Source organism: Lysobacter zhanggongensis, from assembly GCF_046638635.1.
Lineage (GTDB): Bacteria > Pseudomonadota > Gammaproteobacteria > Xanthomonadales > Xanthomonadaceae > Novilysobacter > Novilysobacter luteus.
Genome location: NZ_JBJXHK010000007.1, coordinates 41792 through 56583 on the forward strand (window position 1 = coordinate 41792; position 14792 = coordinate 56583).

The following is a 14792-nucleotide window of genomic DNA, read 5'->3' on the forward strand; positions in this document are numbered from 1 at the left end:
GTCGCCGGCAGGTGCAGGGTCGACTTGTAGGGGTTGTCGCTGTTCTTCTCGCTCACGCGGGGGCTCTTGTGGGGTCTTGCGGAGTGGGGGATTGCGAAAGGATGTCGCGGGCACGGGCGGCGTCGCGGTCCATCTGCTCGACCAGGGCCGGCAGGTCATCGAACTTTTCCTCGTCGCGCAGATGGGCGACGAATTCCACTTCGATCCGGCGACCGTACAGGTCGGAATCGAAATCGAACAGGTGGGTCTCCAGCAGCGGCTCCACCCCGTCGACCGTCGGCCGGGTGCCGAGGCTGGAGACGGCGTCGCACGGGGTGTCGCCCAATCCATGCACGCGGGTGGCATGGATGCCCGACAGTGGGGGCGCCTTGCCGTTGAAACGCAGGTTGGCGGTCGGGTAACCCAGCGAGCGGCCCAGCTGCGCGCCACGGGCGACGCGGCCACCGATCGCAAACGGCCGCCCGAGCATGCGCGCGGCACCGGCGAAGTCGCCGGCCTGCAGGGCGGCACGGATGCGGGTGCTGGATACACGCTCACCATCAAGCACCACCGGTTCGATCTCGTGGGCGGTAAAGCCCTCGCCGCTATCGGCCAGGCCACTGCCGATCGAGCGCAGCAGCGCCAGATCCCCTGCCCGCCCCTTGCCGAACCGGAAACCGGGACCGACCCAGACCTCGCGCACGGCGAGGTGGTCGACCAGCACGGTGCGGACGAAATCCGCAGCCGTCATCGACGCCATCCGCGCATCGAACCGCAGCAGGCCGACCTGGTCGGCGCCCAGCGCCAGCAGCCCCTCGACCTTCGCGCGCGCCGACAGGAGCCGCGGCGGCGGGTGACCACCGGCGAAGAATTCACGGGGGAGTGGTTCGAACGTCAGCGCGACCGCGGGGACGTCCAGCGCGCGTGCGCGCGCCACGGCGTGGCGCACCAGTGCCCGATGCCCCAGGTGGAGGCCGTCGAAGGCGCCGATGCAGACCACACTGCCGTGCGGGCACCGGGGCCCGCCGTCGACGTCTCGGAACAGCCTGCTCATCGCCGGAAGTATAGCCGGCACGCGGGTTTGGCCGGGTCGGCCGGGCCCCGGCGCGAACTCGCTCAATGCCGGAGATCGCGTGGCCGCAGCCCCAGCACGACCAGCACGAACCCGTAGGCCGCCGCGCCGGCGGCCACCACCACCAACAGCCACGCCCAGCGCATCAGCCCGGCCATGGCCGTCCAGTCACCGACCCACTGGCGCAGCACGACCACCACTGCCGCCATCGCCACCAGCCCCGCCGCGATCCGCAGCAGCCAGCGCAACCAGCCGCGCTCTGCCCGGTAGATGCCGTCGCGCCGCAGGTACCGCCACAGCAGCGCGGCGTTGAGGATGCCGGCCAACGCGGTCGCTCCGGCGATACCAGCGTGCGCGTACGGCACATCGTTGAAGTACAGCGGCGTCACCAGCGCGACGGTCAGCACGACGTTGGCGACCACCGTGATCACCGCGGCGCGCATTGGGGTCCGCGTGTCCTGGCGGGCGTAGAACGCCGGCAGCAGCACCTTGCTGAGCATGAACGCCGGAATCCCCACACTCATCGCCACCAGCGCGTAACCCACCATCCGCGTGTCCTGGTCGGTGAACTGGCCGTAGCGAAACAGCGAGGCGGTCAGCGGCTCGGCCAGCAGGCACAGGCCCAGCGCGGCCGGCAGCCCGATCAGCAGCACCATCCGCAACCCCCAGTCGAGCGAGCGGGAATAACCGCCGGTGTCCGCATCGGCATGCAGGCGCGAAAGCTGGGGCAGGATCACGGTGCCGATCGCGACGCCAAACAACCCCAGCGGCAGCTCCACCAGCCGGTCCGAGTAGTACAGCCAGGACTGCGCTGCCGGCACCAGCAGCGAGGCGAACACGGTGCCGACCAGCAGGTTCACCTGCGAGACCGACGAGGAGAAGATGGTCGGCAGCATCAGTGTCATCACCCGCCGCACGCCCGGATGGCGCAGGTTGAAGCGGAATTTCGGGCGCAGCCCGAGCCGCCCCATCGCCGGCCACAGCACCAGCATCTGCAGCACGCCGGCGGCGAGTACGCCCCAGGCCAGCGCCTTCTCGGGCACATCGAGCGCACCGGCAAGCAGCAGTATCGCGGCGATCAGCGTGAGGTTGTGCAGCACCGGTGTCAGCGCGGGCAGGCCGAACTGCCGGAAGCTGTTGAGCACCGCGCCGGCCAGCGCGGTCATCGACACGAAAGTCAGGTACGGGAAGGTGATCCGCAGCATCTCCGCGGCCAGCGGCACCGTCTCCGTCCCGGCCGGCGCGAAGGCCAGGAACAGCCGGGCCACCCATGGCGCGAGCAGGATGCCCAGCCCGCTGACGACCACCACGATCGCCAGCAGCGCGCCCGCCACGTGGTCGAGGAAGTCCTGCAGCGCCTTGTCGTCCCCCTTCTGCTTGAGTTCCGACAGCAGCGGCACGAACGCCGAGGAGAACGAGCCCTCGGCGAAGATGCGCCGCAGGTAGTTGGGGATGCGATAGGCGACGACGAAAGCGCTGACTGCCGGCCCGGCGCCGAACAGCGAGGCCTGCAGCCAGTCGCGCAGGTAGCCGGCGATGCGCGACAGGAAGGTCATCGCGCTGAACACCACGGTCGAGCGCAGCATGCCCGCCTGGCGGGCCTTGGAGGGGGCTTGGGTCACGCTGAATTCCCGCGGGACCGGTTGTTGACGCAAGCCATTGAATCCCCCATAATTTCCTGTCTATTCGTCGCCGGGCGGGCACCGAGCCAAGTCCGCCAGCATAAATCTTTCCAGCTCCAACCTACATATTTCAGGAATACGCCGTGGCAAACATCAAGTCCGCCAAGAAGCGCGCCAAGCAGGCTGTCGTGCGCAATGCCCGTAACGCCAGCCAGCGTTCGATGCTGCGCACCGCCGTGAAGAAGGTGCTCAAGGCCCTGGGCGAGAACGACGCCGCCGGCGCCGAGAACGCCTTCAAGGTCGCCCAGCCGATCCTCGACCGCTTCAGCTCGCGCGGCCTGATCCACAAGAACAAGGCCGCCCGCCACAAGAGCCGCCTGACCGCCCGCATCAAGGCCGTCAAGGCCGCCGCCTGATCCAGGGCGCGATGGTGCAATGAAAGAGCCCGGCTTCGGCCGGGCTTTTTCGTGGGCGCTCACCGGTGCCCGGGACGTCCTGCACGACCGGGCGCCCGGCGGGCGCCCTTCGTACCGCACCTATTTGGGACCGTACCCTACTCCGCGTCGCCTCGGGCGTGGGCCTCCATCGCGGCGTCGTCGCGCTGGCGGTCGAAGAACGCCATCACGTCGAGCATGATCGGCCAGGTGCCCTCGCGGCCGATCGCCGACACCAGGTACCAGCGGTCCTTCCAGCCCAACTCGTCGACGATCGCCTGGGCAAACGCCTGGCGCTCGTCCTCGGGCAACAGGTCGGCCTTGTTGAGCACCAGCCAGCGCGGTTTGGCCAGCAGCTCGGGATCATGCTTCTCCAGTTCGCGCTCGATCGCGCGGACCTGCTCGGCCGGCGTCACGCCTTCCACGCCCCCGGCCATCGGATTGATGTCGACCAGGTGCAGCAGCAGGCGGGTGCGCTGAAGGTGGCGCAGGAACTGCGCGCCCAGGCCGGCGCCGTCGGCAGCGCCTTCGATCAGGCCGGGGATGTCGGCAATCACGAAGCTGCGATACTGCTCGACGCTGACCACGCCCAGGTTGGGATAGAGCGTGGTGAACGGGTAGTCGGCGACCTTCGGCGTCGCCGCCGAGACCGCGCGAATCAGGGTGCTCTTGCCGGCATTGGGAAAGCCCAGCAGGCCGACGTCGGCCAGCAGCTTCAGCTCCAGCCGCAGCTCGCGCTCCTCGCCCGGCAGGCCCGGCAGGGCCTTGCGCGGAGTGCGGTTGGTCGAGCTCTTGAAGTGCATGTTGCCGAGGCCGCCCTTGCCACCCTTGGCCACCAGCAGGCGGTCGCCATGCGCGGTCATGTCGCCGATCACCTCGTCGGTACCAACGTTGGTGACCACGGTGCCGACCGGGACGGTGATGACCAGGTCCTCGCCGGCCTTGCCGTACATCTGCCGGCCCATGCCGTTCTGCCCGCGCTGAGCGCGGAACTGGCGCTGGTGGCGGAAGTCGACCAGGGTGTTGAGGTTCTCGTCGGCCACCAGCCACACGCTGCCGCCATCACCGCCATCGCCGCCGTCGGGCCCGCCGAGCGGGATGAACTTCTCGCGCCGGAAACCGACGCAGCCGTTGCCGCCGTTGCCTGCGCCGACCTGGATTTCGGCTTCGTCTACGAGTTTCATGGGGTGATGGTATCGATCGGGCGTGCAGGGGATGCAGCGGGAGCGGAAACGAAAAGCCCCGCCGAAGCGGGGCCCTCGTGACCGTGAGGCGTCGCGGTTACCCGGCGACGACGTTGACGGTGCGGCGGCGCTTCGGACCCTTGGTCGTGAACTCGACCTTGCCATCGACCAGCGCGAACAGCGTGTGGTCGCGGCCCAGGCCGACGCCCGAACCCGGGTGGAACTGGGTGCCGCGCTGTCGGACGATGATGTTGCCGGCCTCGATGGCCTGGCCGCCGTACATCTTGACGCCGAGGTACTTCGGGTTGGAGTCGCGGCCGTTGCGCGAGGAACCTACGCCCTTTTTGTGTGCCATGACTGCTTCTCCTTACTTCTTGTCGCCACCGGCGATGCCGGTGATCTCGATTTCGGTGTAGTGCTGACGGTGACCCATCTGCTTGCGGTGGTGCTTGCGGCGGCGGAACTTGACGATGCGGATCTTGTCCGCACGGCCGTGGCCGACCACCTTGGCGGTGACGCTGGCGCCCTTGAGCGCATCGCCGAGCTTCACGCCCTCGCCGTCGCCCAGCATCAGGATATTGTCGAGCTTGATCTCGCTGCCGGCTTCGGCTTCGAGCAGTTCGACGCGCAGGGTCTCGCCCTGCATCACGCGGTATTGCTTACCGCCGGTGACAACAACTGCGTACATGACCAGATTCCTCTGTAGTTATTTTGGTCGCTGACTGCCGTCGAGGGCAGACAGAAGCGGAATTGTAGACCTTTCAGTGACATGGGGCAACGCACCGCACCGGGCCCGCGCCGGAGGCAGCAGGTCCACCCTCCCTGGCTTGGCCCCTGCTGCCCCGCCAATCAGATGAACGGCGCCGTAACGGTTGCACCCATCGGCGGGTACGTTTAGGTTCTGTTCAAGGGCAACAGGGGGGTTGCTCGCCACCACGCGTGGCCGGTCCCCCGTTGCGCCACTGTCGGCCACGGAACCGGTCCGGCAGGAGACTCATGGAACGAGCAGGCATCCAGGTCCCGACGATTCCGCCACCGACGCCGTGGCTCCGGGCGACGCCCCACTCCCGCACAAGCATCCATTCGCCGCGCGCCCGCCTTGCCGCGCGCGGCGTCCCCGTGTCGCACCGTCCGGACAGCGTCCGGCGGCCGACCCATGCCCGGCCTCGGGGGGAACGCCGGGATTTCAGGAAGTCCGTGTGCAAGAAAGGATAAGTCCATGACCCGCAAAACAGGTTCCATGAAATGGAGTGCGCTGGCGATCGCCACCGCCATAGTCATCGCCCCGGTCGCCTATTCGGGCGGCAAGCTCGATTCCTTCGTCCTTCGCGGCGGTGTATCGCCGGCGGCGCAGAACGCCGCCAGCCAGGCGCCGAACGACCGCTTCATCATCAGCTACCGCAAGGGTGCGCGATCGCTGTCGGCCGCCTCCGCCAACAACATCCTGGCCAACGCGGCGCGCGAGACCGGCGTGGGCATCGAGCCGCTGCGCACGCTGGCGACCGGCGCCTCGCTGATCCGCACCGACCGCAAGCTCGACCGCGCCGCCACCAAGCGGCTGATGGTCGCGTTGCAGAACGATCCCAACGTGCTCGCGGTCGAGGTCGACCGGCTGTACCAGCCGTTGCTGGTGCCCAACGACCCCGGATACGCGAGCCAGTGGCATTACCAGGACGGCCCGGGCGGCATCAACGCCGAGCCGGCGTGGGACCTGAGCACCGGCGAGGGGATCGTGGTGGCCATCCTGGACACCGGCATCACCCCGCATAGCGACCTCGACGCCAACGTCCTGCCGGGCTACGACTTCATCATCGACACCGAGGTCAGCGTCGATGGCGATGGCCGCGACGCGGACCCGAACGATCCGGGCGACTGGCATGGCGGCGAATGCAACATCTTCGGCATTCCCGAGGACAGCAGCTGGCACGGCACTCACGTGGCCGGCACCGTCGCGGCGGTGACCGACAACGGCGGTGGCGTGGCCGGCGTGGCCCACGGCGCGAAGGTCCAGGCCGGGCGCGTGCTCGGCAAGTGCGGCGGCTACACGTCCGACATCATCGACGCGGTCACCTGGGCATCGGGTGGCGACGTGCCGGGCGTGCCGGCCAACGCGACGCCGGCCGAGGTGATCAACCTCAGCCTGGGCGGAAGCGGCGCTTGCTCGGTGGCCGAGCAGGCCGCGTTCGATGCGGCGGTGGGTCGCGGCACAACGGTGGTGATCGCCGCGGGCAACTCCTCGTCCAACGTCGACGACTTCTCCCCGGCCAACTGCGACAACGTGATCGCGGTGTCGGCCGTCGGCCCCACCGGCAGCCTGGCCGGCTTCTCCAACTTCGGCGACAGGATCGACGTGGCCGCGCCGGGTGGCTCGGGCGTGGCGCCGGCGGAGGACAACATCCTCTCCACCCTCAACCTCGGCCTGCAGGGACAGGAGGGCGAGGGCTATGCGTGGTACGCGGGCACGTCCATGTCCGCGCCGCACGTGGCCGGCGTGGTCGCGCTGATGCAGGCGGCCGCGGTGGACGCGGGTGGGGTCAAGACCCCGGCCGAGATCGAGGAGATCCTGGTCAACACCGCTTATGCCTCGGGCGGGTTCCCGGAGGGCTGCAGCTACGCCAAGCCCTGCGGTTCGGGCGTGATCGACGCACGCCATGCCGTTGCAGTGGCCGCCGGGCTGGAACCGCTGCCCGACGCACCGCCGCCGCCGCCGCCGCCGCCGCCGGCCATCGAGCTGGAGAACGGCGTCACCGTGACCGGCATCGAGGTGGGCGCCGACGAAAGCATCCGCTATGAGCTGACCGTCCCCAACGGTTCGCAGAACCTGCTGTTCGCGATGTTCGGCGGCACCGGGGATGCGGACATGTACGTCCGCTACGGACAGGACCCGACCGACAGCCAGTTCGACTGTCGCCCGTTCCGCTTCGGCAACGACGAGACCTGCTTCTTCCCAACCCCGCAGGGCGGCACCTGGTACGTCACGATCAAGGGCTTCAGCGCCGCAGCCGACGTGTCGCTGTTCCCGAGCTTCGTCGACAATCAGTGGCCGTACGCGGTCGCCGCGGAACTCACGCCGCAGGGCCGCCGCAACCGCGTCGACCTGACGTGGGAGTCGGGCAAGCGGTTCATCGACATCTACCGCAACGGCTCGATCCTCAAGACCGTGCGCAACCGCGGGTCGGCCACCGACACCTTCCGGGTGATCGGCACCGGGACGATGACCTACACGTTGTGCAACAACGGGACGGACGAATGCGCCGACCCGGTCTCGGTGGATTACGACAGCTCCGCGGCCACGCGTCCGGGACGCGAGCGCTGAGCCAGGGTCGTTGATTCCCGATGCGGGGGCCCCGTCCGCGGGGCCCCTTTACGAATCCTTGCGGCGGGTATCGCCCGCCGCCTCTTGCAGAGGTGCGCATGCCAGACACTTCCACGGATCCACTTCGGCGTTCGGTTTCCGATCCGCCCTGTACGCTGCCACGCCGAGCCACCCGGCGGGCTGCAGCCTGGGGCATGGCGGCGGTTACGGGATTGCTCATGACCATCGCCGGCTGCAGCGGCGAAACGCCATCCACCGCCACCGGGCCGGCCACGCCCGGATCCACCACCGACCAGGCCATCCCCGACGCCCGTTCGGATGCCCGCCTGTCACTGGCCAACAATGGCGGCCGCGTCCGCTACGACGGCGCCGTCGACAGCGAGGCCTCGCAGCAACGGGTCGTCGATGCGCTGGTGGCCGCCTTCGGCGATGCCGCCACCGGCCAGGTCGATGTCGATCCCACCGTCCGTCCGCCGGACTGGCTGGACGGGCTGCCCGCCTTCGCCGAAGCCTTCACGATGCCAGGCGCGGCGGTGACCTTCGATGGCGACACCATCGAGCTGTCCGGCCAGGTCCCGCGCGAGGAACGCGCGCGCCTGCTCGCGCTGGCGGAAGACCTGTTCCCCGACCACGTCTACACCGGGCTGTTGCAAGGCACGGCTGACGGCGGCAACACCCCTGCCGCATTGGCGCAGCTGCCCGCGGGCGCGGACGGCCCAGCGCTGGTGGACGCGCTCAATACCGTGACGATCGCCTTCGAGGCCGGCAGTGCGCGCATTGCCCCCGGCAGTCTCGACACCATTGGCCGGATCGCCGATGCGATCAAGGCCTCGGCCGGCGATACCCGGCTGCTGCTCACCGGCGGCGGTGACGGCGACGAGAACCTCGCCCGCCAGCGGGCCGAAGCACTCAAGGTGCAACTGATCCTCAACGGCATCAGCCCGGCGCTCATCGACACCGCCGGCGGCACCGGAACCGGTCCGACCCGGTTCAGCCTGGCGCCGTAAAATTGCCCTCCTCCCCGTACCCCGCGGCCCGCCTCGTGCGGGCCGCTTTTCGTGATTCCTGGGCTGGGCGCCGGGTTCCGTTTTCCGGATTTGCCCCCATTTATCCCTGCCGATAGGCTCATCTGTTGTCCGTCGCCAGACGACGGCCACCCTCCCCCTGCAGGCTCCTCGATGGCGATGGAATTCATCCGCATCCGCGGTGCGCGGACGCACAACCTCAAGAACATCGATCTCGACCTGCCGCGCGACAAGCTGATCGTGATCACGGGCCTGTCCGGCTCCGGCAAGTCCTCGCTGGCGTTCGACACCATCTACGCCGAAGGCCAGCGCCGCTACGTCGAGTCGCTGTCGGCGTACGCGCGCCAGTTCCTGTCGGTGATGGAGAAGCCCGATGTCGACCACATCGAAGGCCTGAGCCCGGCGATCTCGATCGAGCAGAAGTCCACCTCGCACAACCCGCGCTCCACCGTCGGCACGATCACCGAGATCTACGACTACCTGCGCCTGCTGTATGCGCGCGTCGGCACGCCGCGCTGTCCGGACCACGGCTATCCGCTTGAGGCACAGACCGTCAGCCAGATGGTCGACCAGGTCATCGCGCTGGGCGCCGGCCCGGAGACCTCCGAGCAGCGCTGGATGCTGCTGGCGCCGGTGATCCGCGACCGCAAGGGCGAGCACGCGCAGGTGTTCGAGCAGCTGCGCGCACAGGGCTTCGTGCGCGTGCGGGTCGATGGCGAGCTGCACGAGATCGACGCCGTGCCGCCGCTGGCACTGCGCCAGAAGCACACCATCGAGGCGGTGATCGACCGATTCCGCCCGCGCGAGGACATGAAGCAGCGACTCGCCGAGTCGTTCGAGACCGCGCTCAAGCTCGGCGACGGCATGGCCCAGGTGGTGTCGCTCGACGACGCCTCCCAGGCCCCGCTGCTGTTCTCGTCCAAGTACAGCTGCCCGGTCTGCGAATACGCCCTGCCGGAGCTGGAGCCGCGGCTGTTCTCGTTCAACGCACCGGCCGGTGCCTGCCCCACCTGCGACGGCTTGGGCGTGGCGCAGTTCTTCGACCCCGCGCGCGTGGTGGTCCATCCCGAGCTGGGCCTGTCGGCCGGCGCGGTGCGGGGCTGGGACCGGCGCAACGCCTATTACTTCCAGCTGATCCAGTCGCTGGCCAAGCACTACCGCTTCGACGTCGACACGCCGTGGCAGCAGTTGCCCGACGACGTGCGCCAGGCCGTGCTGTTCGGCAGCGGCGACCAGGTGATCGCGTTCTCCTACCTCAGCGACGGTGGCACGCGCCACCAGCGCAAGCACCGGTTCGAGGGCATCGTGCCGAACCTGGAGCGCCGTTACCGCGAGACCGAGTCCTCGGCGGTGCGCGAGGAGCTGTCCAAGTACATCAGCGAGCGCCCCTGCACCGAGTGCGGCGGCGCCCGACTCAACCGCGCGGCCCGCAACGTGTTCGTCGCCGACCGGCCGATGACCGACATCGTCGTGCTGCCGATCGACGAGGCACTGACCTTCTTCAAGGGCCTGGAACTGCCGGGCTGGCGTGGCGAGGTGGCGGTCAAGATCGTCAAGGAGATCGGCGACCGCCTGCGGTTCCTGGTCGACGTCGGCCTGGATTACCTGACGCTGGAGCGCAAGGCCGACTCGCTGTCGGGCGGCGAGGCCCAGCGCATCCGGCTTGCGAGCCAGATCGGCGCCGGACTGGTGGGCGTGATGTACGTGCTCGACGAGCCGTCGATCGGGCTGCACCAGCGCGACAACGAGCGCCTGCTCGGCACCCTTACCCGGCTGCGTGACCTGGGCAACACGGTCATCGTGGTCGAGCACGACGAGGACGCGATCCGGCTGGCCGACCACATCGTCGACATCGGTCCCGGCGCGGGCGTGCATGGCGGCGAGGTCATCGCGCAGGGCAACTACCAGGACGTGCTCGCCGCGCCGCGCTCTCTCACCGGCCAGTACCTCAGCGGAGCGCGCCGCATCGAGGTCCCGGCCAGGCGCCACCCGCCCAAGCCAGACATGACCCTGCACCTGCGCGGCGCCAGCGGCCACAACCTGAAGTCGGTCGACCTCGACATCCCCGCCGGCCTGTTCACCTGCATCACGGGCGTGTCCGGTTCGGGCAAGTCGACCCTGATCAACGACACGCTCTACCCGATCACCGCCAACGAGCTCAACGGCGCCTCGCGCCCGATTGCACCGTTCCGGTCGGTGGAGAACGTCGACCTGTTCGACAAGGTCGTCGACATCGACCAGTCGCCGATCGGCCGCACGCCGCGTTCCAACCCGGCCACCTACACCGGCCTGTTCACCCCGCTGCGCGAGCTGTTCGCGCAGGTGCCGGAATCGCGTGCGCGTGGCTACGCGGCCGGGCGATTCAGTTTCAACGTGCGTGGTGGCCGCTGCGAGGCCTGCCAGGGCGACGGCCTGATCAAGGTCGAGATGCACTTCCTGCCGGACGTATACGTGCCGTGCGATGTCTGCGGCGGCAAACGCTACAACCGCGAGACGCTGGAGATCCTCTACAAGGGCTACAACATCAACGACGTGCTCGAGATGACCGTCGAGGATGCGCTGGAGCTGTTCGAGAACATTCCGTCGATCTCGCGCAAGCTGGAGACCCTGGTCGACGTCGGCCTGAGCTACATCAAGCTGGGCCAGTCGGCGACCACGCTGTCGGGCGGCGAGGCCCAGCGCGTCAAGCTGTCGAAGGAGCTGTCGCGGCGTGACACCGGCCGCACCCTGTATATCCTCGACGAGCCGACCACCGGCCTGCACTTCCACGACATCGAGCACCTGCTCAGCGTCCTGCACCGCCTGCGCGACGACGGCAACACCGTGGTGGTGATCGAGCACAACCTGGACGTGATCAAGACCGCCGACTGGATCGTCGACCTGGGACCCGAGGGTGGCCATCGTGGGGGTACCATCCTCGCCACCGGCACGCCCGAGCACGTGGCGTCGCTTGAGCACTCCTACACCGGCCGTTTCCTCGCGCCGCTGCTGGAGCGCAACCGCCCGGCCGAACCGGCCGTTGCCGACACGGCACCGGCAAAGCCCGCTCGCAAGACCACCAGGAAGAAGTCCGCCCGATGAGCGACGACACCCCCGACAAGCCCGCCGCGAAGAAGGCCGCCAGGAAGACCACGCGCCGCAAGACGACGGCCCGCAAGAAGCCGGTCACCCCGAAAGCCGAGGCGACGTCGCCGTTGGTCGAGGCAGCCGGAACGGTCGAGGCCGATGCGACCGCGACCAGCTCCCAGCCTGTGTCCCCGAAGGCGCCCCCCGCCGCCACGCCGGCCGGCCTCATCACGGTCCCGATACCGGTCCGCTGGCGCGACCTTGACGCGTTCAACCACGTCAACAACTCCAAGTACCTCAGCTACCTGGAGGAAGCCCGGCTGCAGTGGATGCTGACCGTGCCGGGCATGGGCATGGACGACCACGTCGCACCGGTGGTGGCGGCCGCGCAACTCAACTACCGCCGCCCGATCGCGTGGCCGGCGCAGGTGGAGATCGAGCTCTCGGTGGAACGGCTGGGCAACACCAGCCTGACGATCGGCCACCGGATCGTCGACGCGAACGATCGCGGCGTGCTGTTCTGCGACGGCCACGTGGTGATGGTGTGGATCGACCGCGACAGCGGTTCGGCCGCCGCCCTGCCTGACGCCGTACGCGAGGCCTGCGGCGGGTGATGGACGGCCCGGGCCTCAGCCGCCCGGGCCGCGCACCTCGAAGTCGCCGGCAAGCACGCCGCCGCCTTCCAGCTCGAACTCGACCCGTATCCGGTCACCCGGGGCCAACGTGGCCTTCGGCTGCATCAGCATCAGGTGCAATCCACCCGGCTGCAGCACCGCCTCGTCTTTCGCATTAACCCGCAGCGTGGGTACCGGGCGCATCCGGCTGACACCCTCGATGATGCGCGTCTCATGCACCGTCACCTCGCCGAACGCATCGCTGCGCGCCCCGACAATGGTCACCGGGGTATCGCAGGTGTTGGTGAAGCGGCCGAACCCGGCCAGCATCGGCATCGCCACCGGCGGCATGCGCACCCAACCCTCACTCACCACCGGCGCGCACTCGCGTGCGCAGGCCGGCAAGGCAACGGAGGCCAACAGCAGGCTGGCGAATGCCAGCGGAGCACCGATCCTGTTCATCGGCCTATGATACCGGCAGGCCGAAAACCGGAGTCCACGATGCATCGTTCGCTGTCGTTGCTTGCCGTCGCCTGCGCGCTGGCCGCCTGCTCATCCGACGCGCCCGCCCCCGCCGGCAGCCCGGAGGTTCCCGCGGCAACGCCGGTCGAACCGCCGCGCGGCAGCGAAGACGAGTCCGCCGGCACCACCCGGCTGACGATCTACAGCGGCGACTACGAGGCACTGGCCGGCGTCGACCGGGCGCAACCCGGGATGCCCGGCTACGCGCTGGTCGAGCGGCCACTGCACTACTCGCTGAAGGAAGGCCTCAACACGGTGTCCGCCACCGGCGTGCCGCCGGCGATCGACGCCGAAGCGGCCGTGCTGCGCGCGCAGTCGGCCGCCGTCGGTATCGAATCACAACGCTACATCGCACCGCTGTCCGGCAGCGCCGACGTCACCTCGCAGGTGCTCGGCCAGCGCATCACGGTCGAGCACACCGCCGGCGGCGCCAAGCAGACCGACACCGGCGTGCTGGTCGCCGCGGGCGATGGCCTGACCCTTGCGCTGGGCGACGGACGCATCAAGGTCATCCGCGAGTACAACAGCTTCAGCGTGGTCGACGGCACCCGGTTGCTGCCGCAGCGCGCCGAACTGCAGTGGACCGTTCGGGCCAGCGGCGGCGGCGACGCCGACTTCGTGCTGAGCTACCCGATGGGCGGCCTGGCCTGGCGGGCCGAGTACCTCGCCACGATCGCCGCAGGCGACAACTGCCAGCTGTCGCTCGACGGCGCCGCGATGGTGGCCAACCGTGCCGGCGTGACCTTCTCCGACGCCAGCCTGACGCTGGTGGCAGGCGAGCCCAACCGGGTCCAGCCCGAGCGCCGCTACATGGCCCGCGGCTATGCCGAGGACGCCGTGGCGGCCGCACCGGCGCCGCAGATAGCGGTCCGGCGCGCGTCGGGCGAGTACCACGCCTACGACGTGCCGGGCACCACTGCGGTGCGGGCCGGCTCGACCGAGCGCGTGCCGCTGTTCGCCCGCGTCGACGCGGTCGCGTGCAAGCGCGCCTACGTGGTCGATGNCGGTCCGGCGCGCGTCGGGCGAGTACCACGCCTACGACGTGCCGGGCACCACTGCGGTGCGGGCCGGCTCGACCGAGCGCGTGCCGCTGTTCGCCCGCGTCGACGCGGTCGCGTGCAAGCGCGCCTACGTGGTCGATGCCGGCGGACCGGACTGGGAACCGCCGCGTCCGCTCATCGACCCGGGCTTCCGCGGTGAAACCGGCGACCTGCCGGTCAAGTCGGCGGTGTCGATCCAGAACACGAAGGAAGCCAACCTGGGCCAGCCTCTGCCTGCCGGGCGGGCACGCATCTTCCAGGGGAGCGATTTCCTGGGCGAGTCCACGCTGGGCCACACGCCCGCGGGCGCGGAGCTGCGGTTCGAGGTCGGCACCGCGTTCGACCTCACGGCCCGGCGCGAGAACACCGGCTTCAACGTCGACCGTGGTGGCCGCACGATCACCGAGTCGTTCGCGCTTACCCTGGCCAACGCCAAGGACACCGACGCCACCATCAGCGTGATCGAACCGCTGCCGCGCTGGAGCGACTGGGAAGTGGTGTCCAGCAGCGTGCCGGCCGAGCGCCGCGACGCGCGCCATGCCGAGTTCACCGTGGCGGTCCCGGCCGGTGGCGAGACCCGCCTGACCTATACGGTGCGCTACCGCTGGCCGGACGGGGTGACCCCTTGAGTCGCGTCGAGGTCGTCACCCACGGCGCGATCGTCGAGCTGAGGTTGGCACGCGCGCCGGTCAATGCGCTCGACCCGGCGCTGTGCCGCGACCTGCGCGCCGCGATCGACGCGGCGGTCATTGGTGAGGCCCGCGGCATCGTGCTGTCCGGCGGGCCCAAGGTGTTCTCGGCGGGCCTGGACGTGCCGTACCTGGTCGGACTGGGCGAAGACCGCGCCGCGCTGACCGCCGCGTGGCAGGCGTTCTTCGCCGCCGCGCGCGCGATCGCGACCTGCCCGGTGCCGGTGGC

At 69.4% G+C, this 14792-nt stretch carries 13 protein-coding genes; 7 read left to right on the forward strand and 6 right to left on the reverse strand.

Going from position 1 to position 14792, the window contains the following annotated elements; translation table 11 throughout:
- Positions 1–52: 52 nt before the first annotated feature.
- A complete protein-coding gene (locus ACKVMH_RS02575) occupies positions 53–1033 on the reverse strand; it encodes a bifunctional riboflavin kinase/FAD synthetase (protein WP_412699119.1) in 981 nt (326 codons plus the stop codon).
- Positions 1034–1095: 62 nt separating this feature from the next.
- Entirely contained in the window at positions 1096–2673 is a 1578-nt protein-coding gene (gene murJ, locus ACKVMH_RS02580) for a murein biosynthesis integral membrane protein MurJ (protein ID WP_412699120.1), read from the reverse strand.
- Positions 2674–2816: 143 nt separating this feature from the next.
- Here murJ and rpsT point away from each other — a divergent pair, with 143 nt between their 5' ends.
- Positions 2817–3089 carry a 30S ribosomal protein S20 gene (rpsT, locus tag ACKVMH_RS02585; RefSeq protein WP_215218272.1) on the forward strand — a complete coding sequence of 91 codons (273 nt, stop codon included), beginning with the start codon at positions 2817–2819 and terminating at the stop codon, positions 3087–3089.
- 137 nt (positions 3090–3226) lie between these two features.
- Here the strand turns inward: rpsT and cgtA are convergent, their stop codons facing one another.
- The 3 genes from cgtA to rplU all read right to left on the reverse strand — a co-directional run bounded on the left by cgtA (position 3227) and on the right by rplU (position 4979).
- Positions 3227–4291: an Obg family GTPase CgtA gene (gene cgtA, locus ACKVMH_RS02590; protein ID WP_215218273.1), complete on the reverse strand. Its 1065-nt coding sequence runs from the start codon at positions 4289–4291 to the stop codon at positions 3227–3229.
- Positions 4292–4388: 97 nt separating this feature from the next.
- The gene (rpmA, locus tag ACKVMH_RS02595) at positions 4389–4646 is read right to left on the reverse strand and encodes a 50S ribosomal protein L27 (RefSeq protein WP_215218274.1); all 258 of its coding nucleotides are present in this window, start codon (positions 4644–4646) and stop codon (positions 4389–4391) included.
- Between the two features lie 12 nt (positions 4647–4658).
- Positions 4659–4979: a 50S ribosomal protein L21 gene (gene rplU / locus ACKVMH_RS02600; RefSeq protein WP_215218275.1), complete on the reverse strand. Its 321-nt coding sequence runs from the start codon at positions 4977–4979 to the stop codon at positions 4659–4661.
- Positions 4980–5510: 531 nt separating this feature from the next.
- Between rplU and ACKVMH_RS02605 the strand changes: the two genes are divergently transcribed.
- The 4 genes from ACKVMH_RS02605 (at position 5511) to ACKVMH_RS02620 (ending at position 12312) form a co-directional block, all read left to right on the forward strand.
- The gene (locus ACKVMH_RS02605; RefSeq protein ID WP_412699121.1) at positions 5511–7607 is read left to right on the forward strand and encodes a S8 family peptidase; all 2097 of its coding nucleotides are present in this window, start codon (positions 5511–5513) and stop codon (positions 7605–7607) included.
- A gap of 218 nt (positions 7608–7825) precedes the next feature.
- Positions 7826–8614 (forward strand): OmpA family protein, encoded by a 789-nt coding sequence (locus ACKVMH_RS02610; RefSeq protein ID WP_412699122.1) that lies wholly within the window; start codon positions 7826–7828, stop codon positions 8612–8614.
- Between the two features lie 171 nt (positions 8615–8785).
- The gene (gene uvrA, locus ACKVMH_RS02615) at positions 8786–11713 is read left to right on the forward strand and encodes an excinuclease ABC subunit UvrA (protein ID WP_459167097.1); all 2928 of its coding nucleotides are present in this window, start codon (positions 8786–8788) and stop codon (positions 11711–11713) included.
- Positions 11710–12312: an acyl-CoA thioesterase gene (locus ACKVMH_RS02620; protein WP_459167098.1), complete on the forward strand. Its 603-nt coding sequence runs from the start codon at positions 11710–11712 to the stop codon at positions 12310–12312. The genes uvrA and ACKVMH_RS02620 overlap by 4 nt, the downstream gene beginning before the upstream one ends.
- Positions 12313–12327: 15 nt before the next feature.
- Here the strand turns inward: ACKVMH_RS02620 and ACKVMH_RS02625 are convergent, their stop codons facing one another.
- The gene (locus ACKVMH_RS02625; RefSeq protein ID WP_412699123.1) at positions 12328–12774 is read right to left on the reverse strand and encodes a copper chaperone PCu(A)C; all 447 of its coding nucleotides are present in this window, start codon (positions 12772–12774) and stop codon (positions 12328–12330) included.
- A 1144-nt stretch (positions 12775–13918) separates the two neighbouring features.
- Here ACKVMH_RS02625 and ACKVMH_RS02630 point away from each other — a divergent pair.
- Both ACKVMH_RS02630 and ACKVMH_RS02635 read left to right on the forward strand, forming a co-directional pair.
- Positions 13919–14503 (forward strand): hypothetical protein, encoded by a 585-nt coding sequence (locus ACKVMH_RS02630; protein WP_412699124.1) that lies wholly within the window; start codon positions 13919–13921, stop codon positions 14501–14503.
- Positions 14500–14792, forward strand: a 293-nt coding sequence (locus tag ACKVMH_RS02635) for an enoyl-CoA hydratase-related protein (protein ID WP_412699125.1), incomplete at its 3' end; no start/stop codon positions are given. The genes ACKVMH_RS02630 and ACKVMH_RS02635, both read left to right, overlap by 4 nt.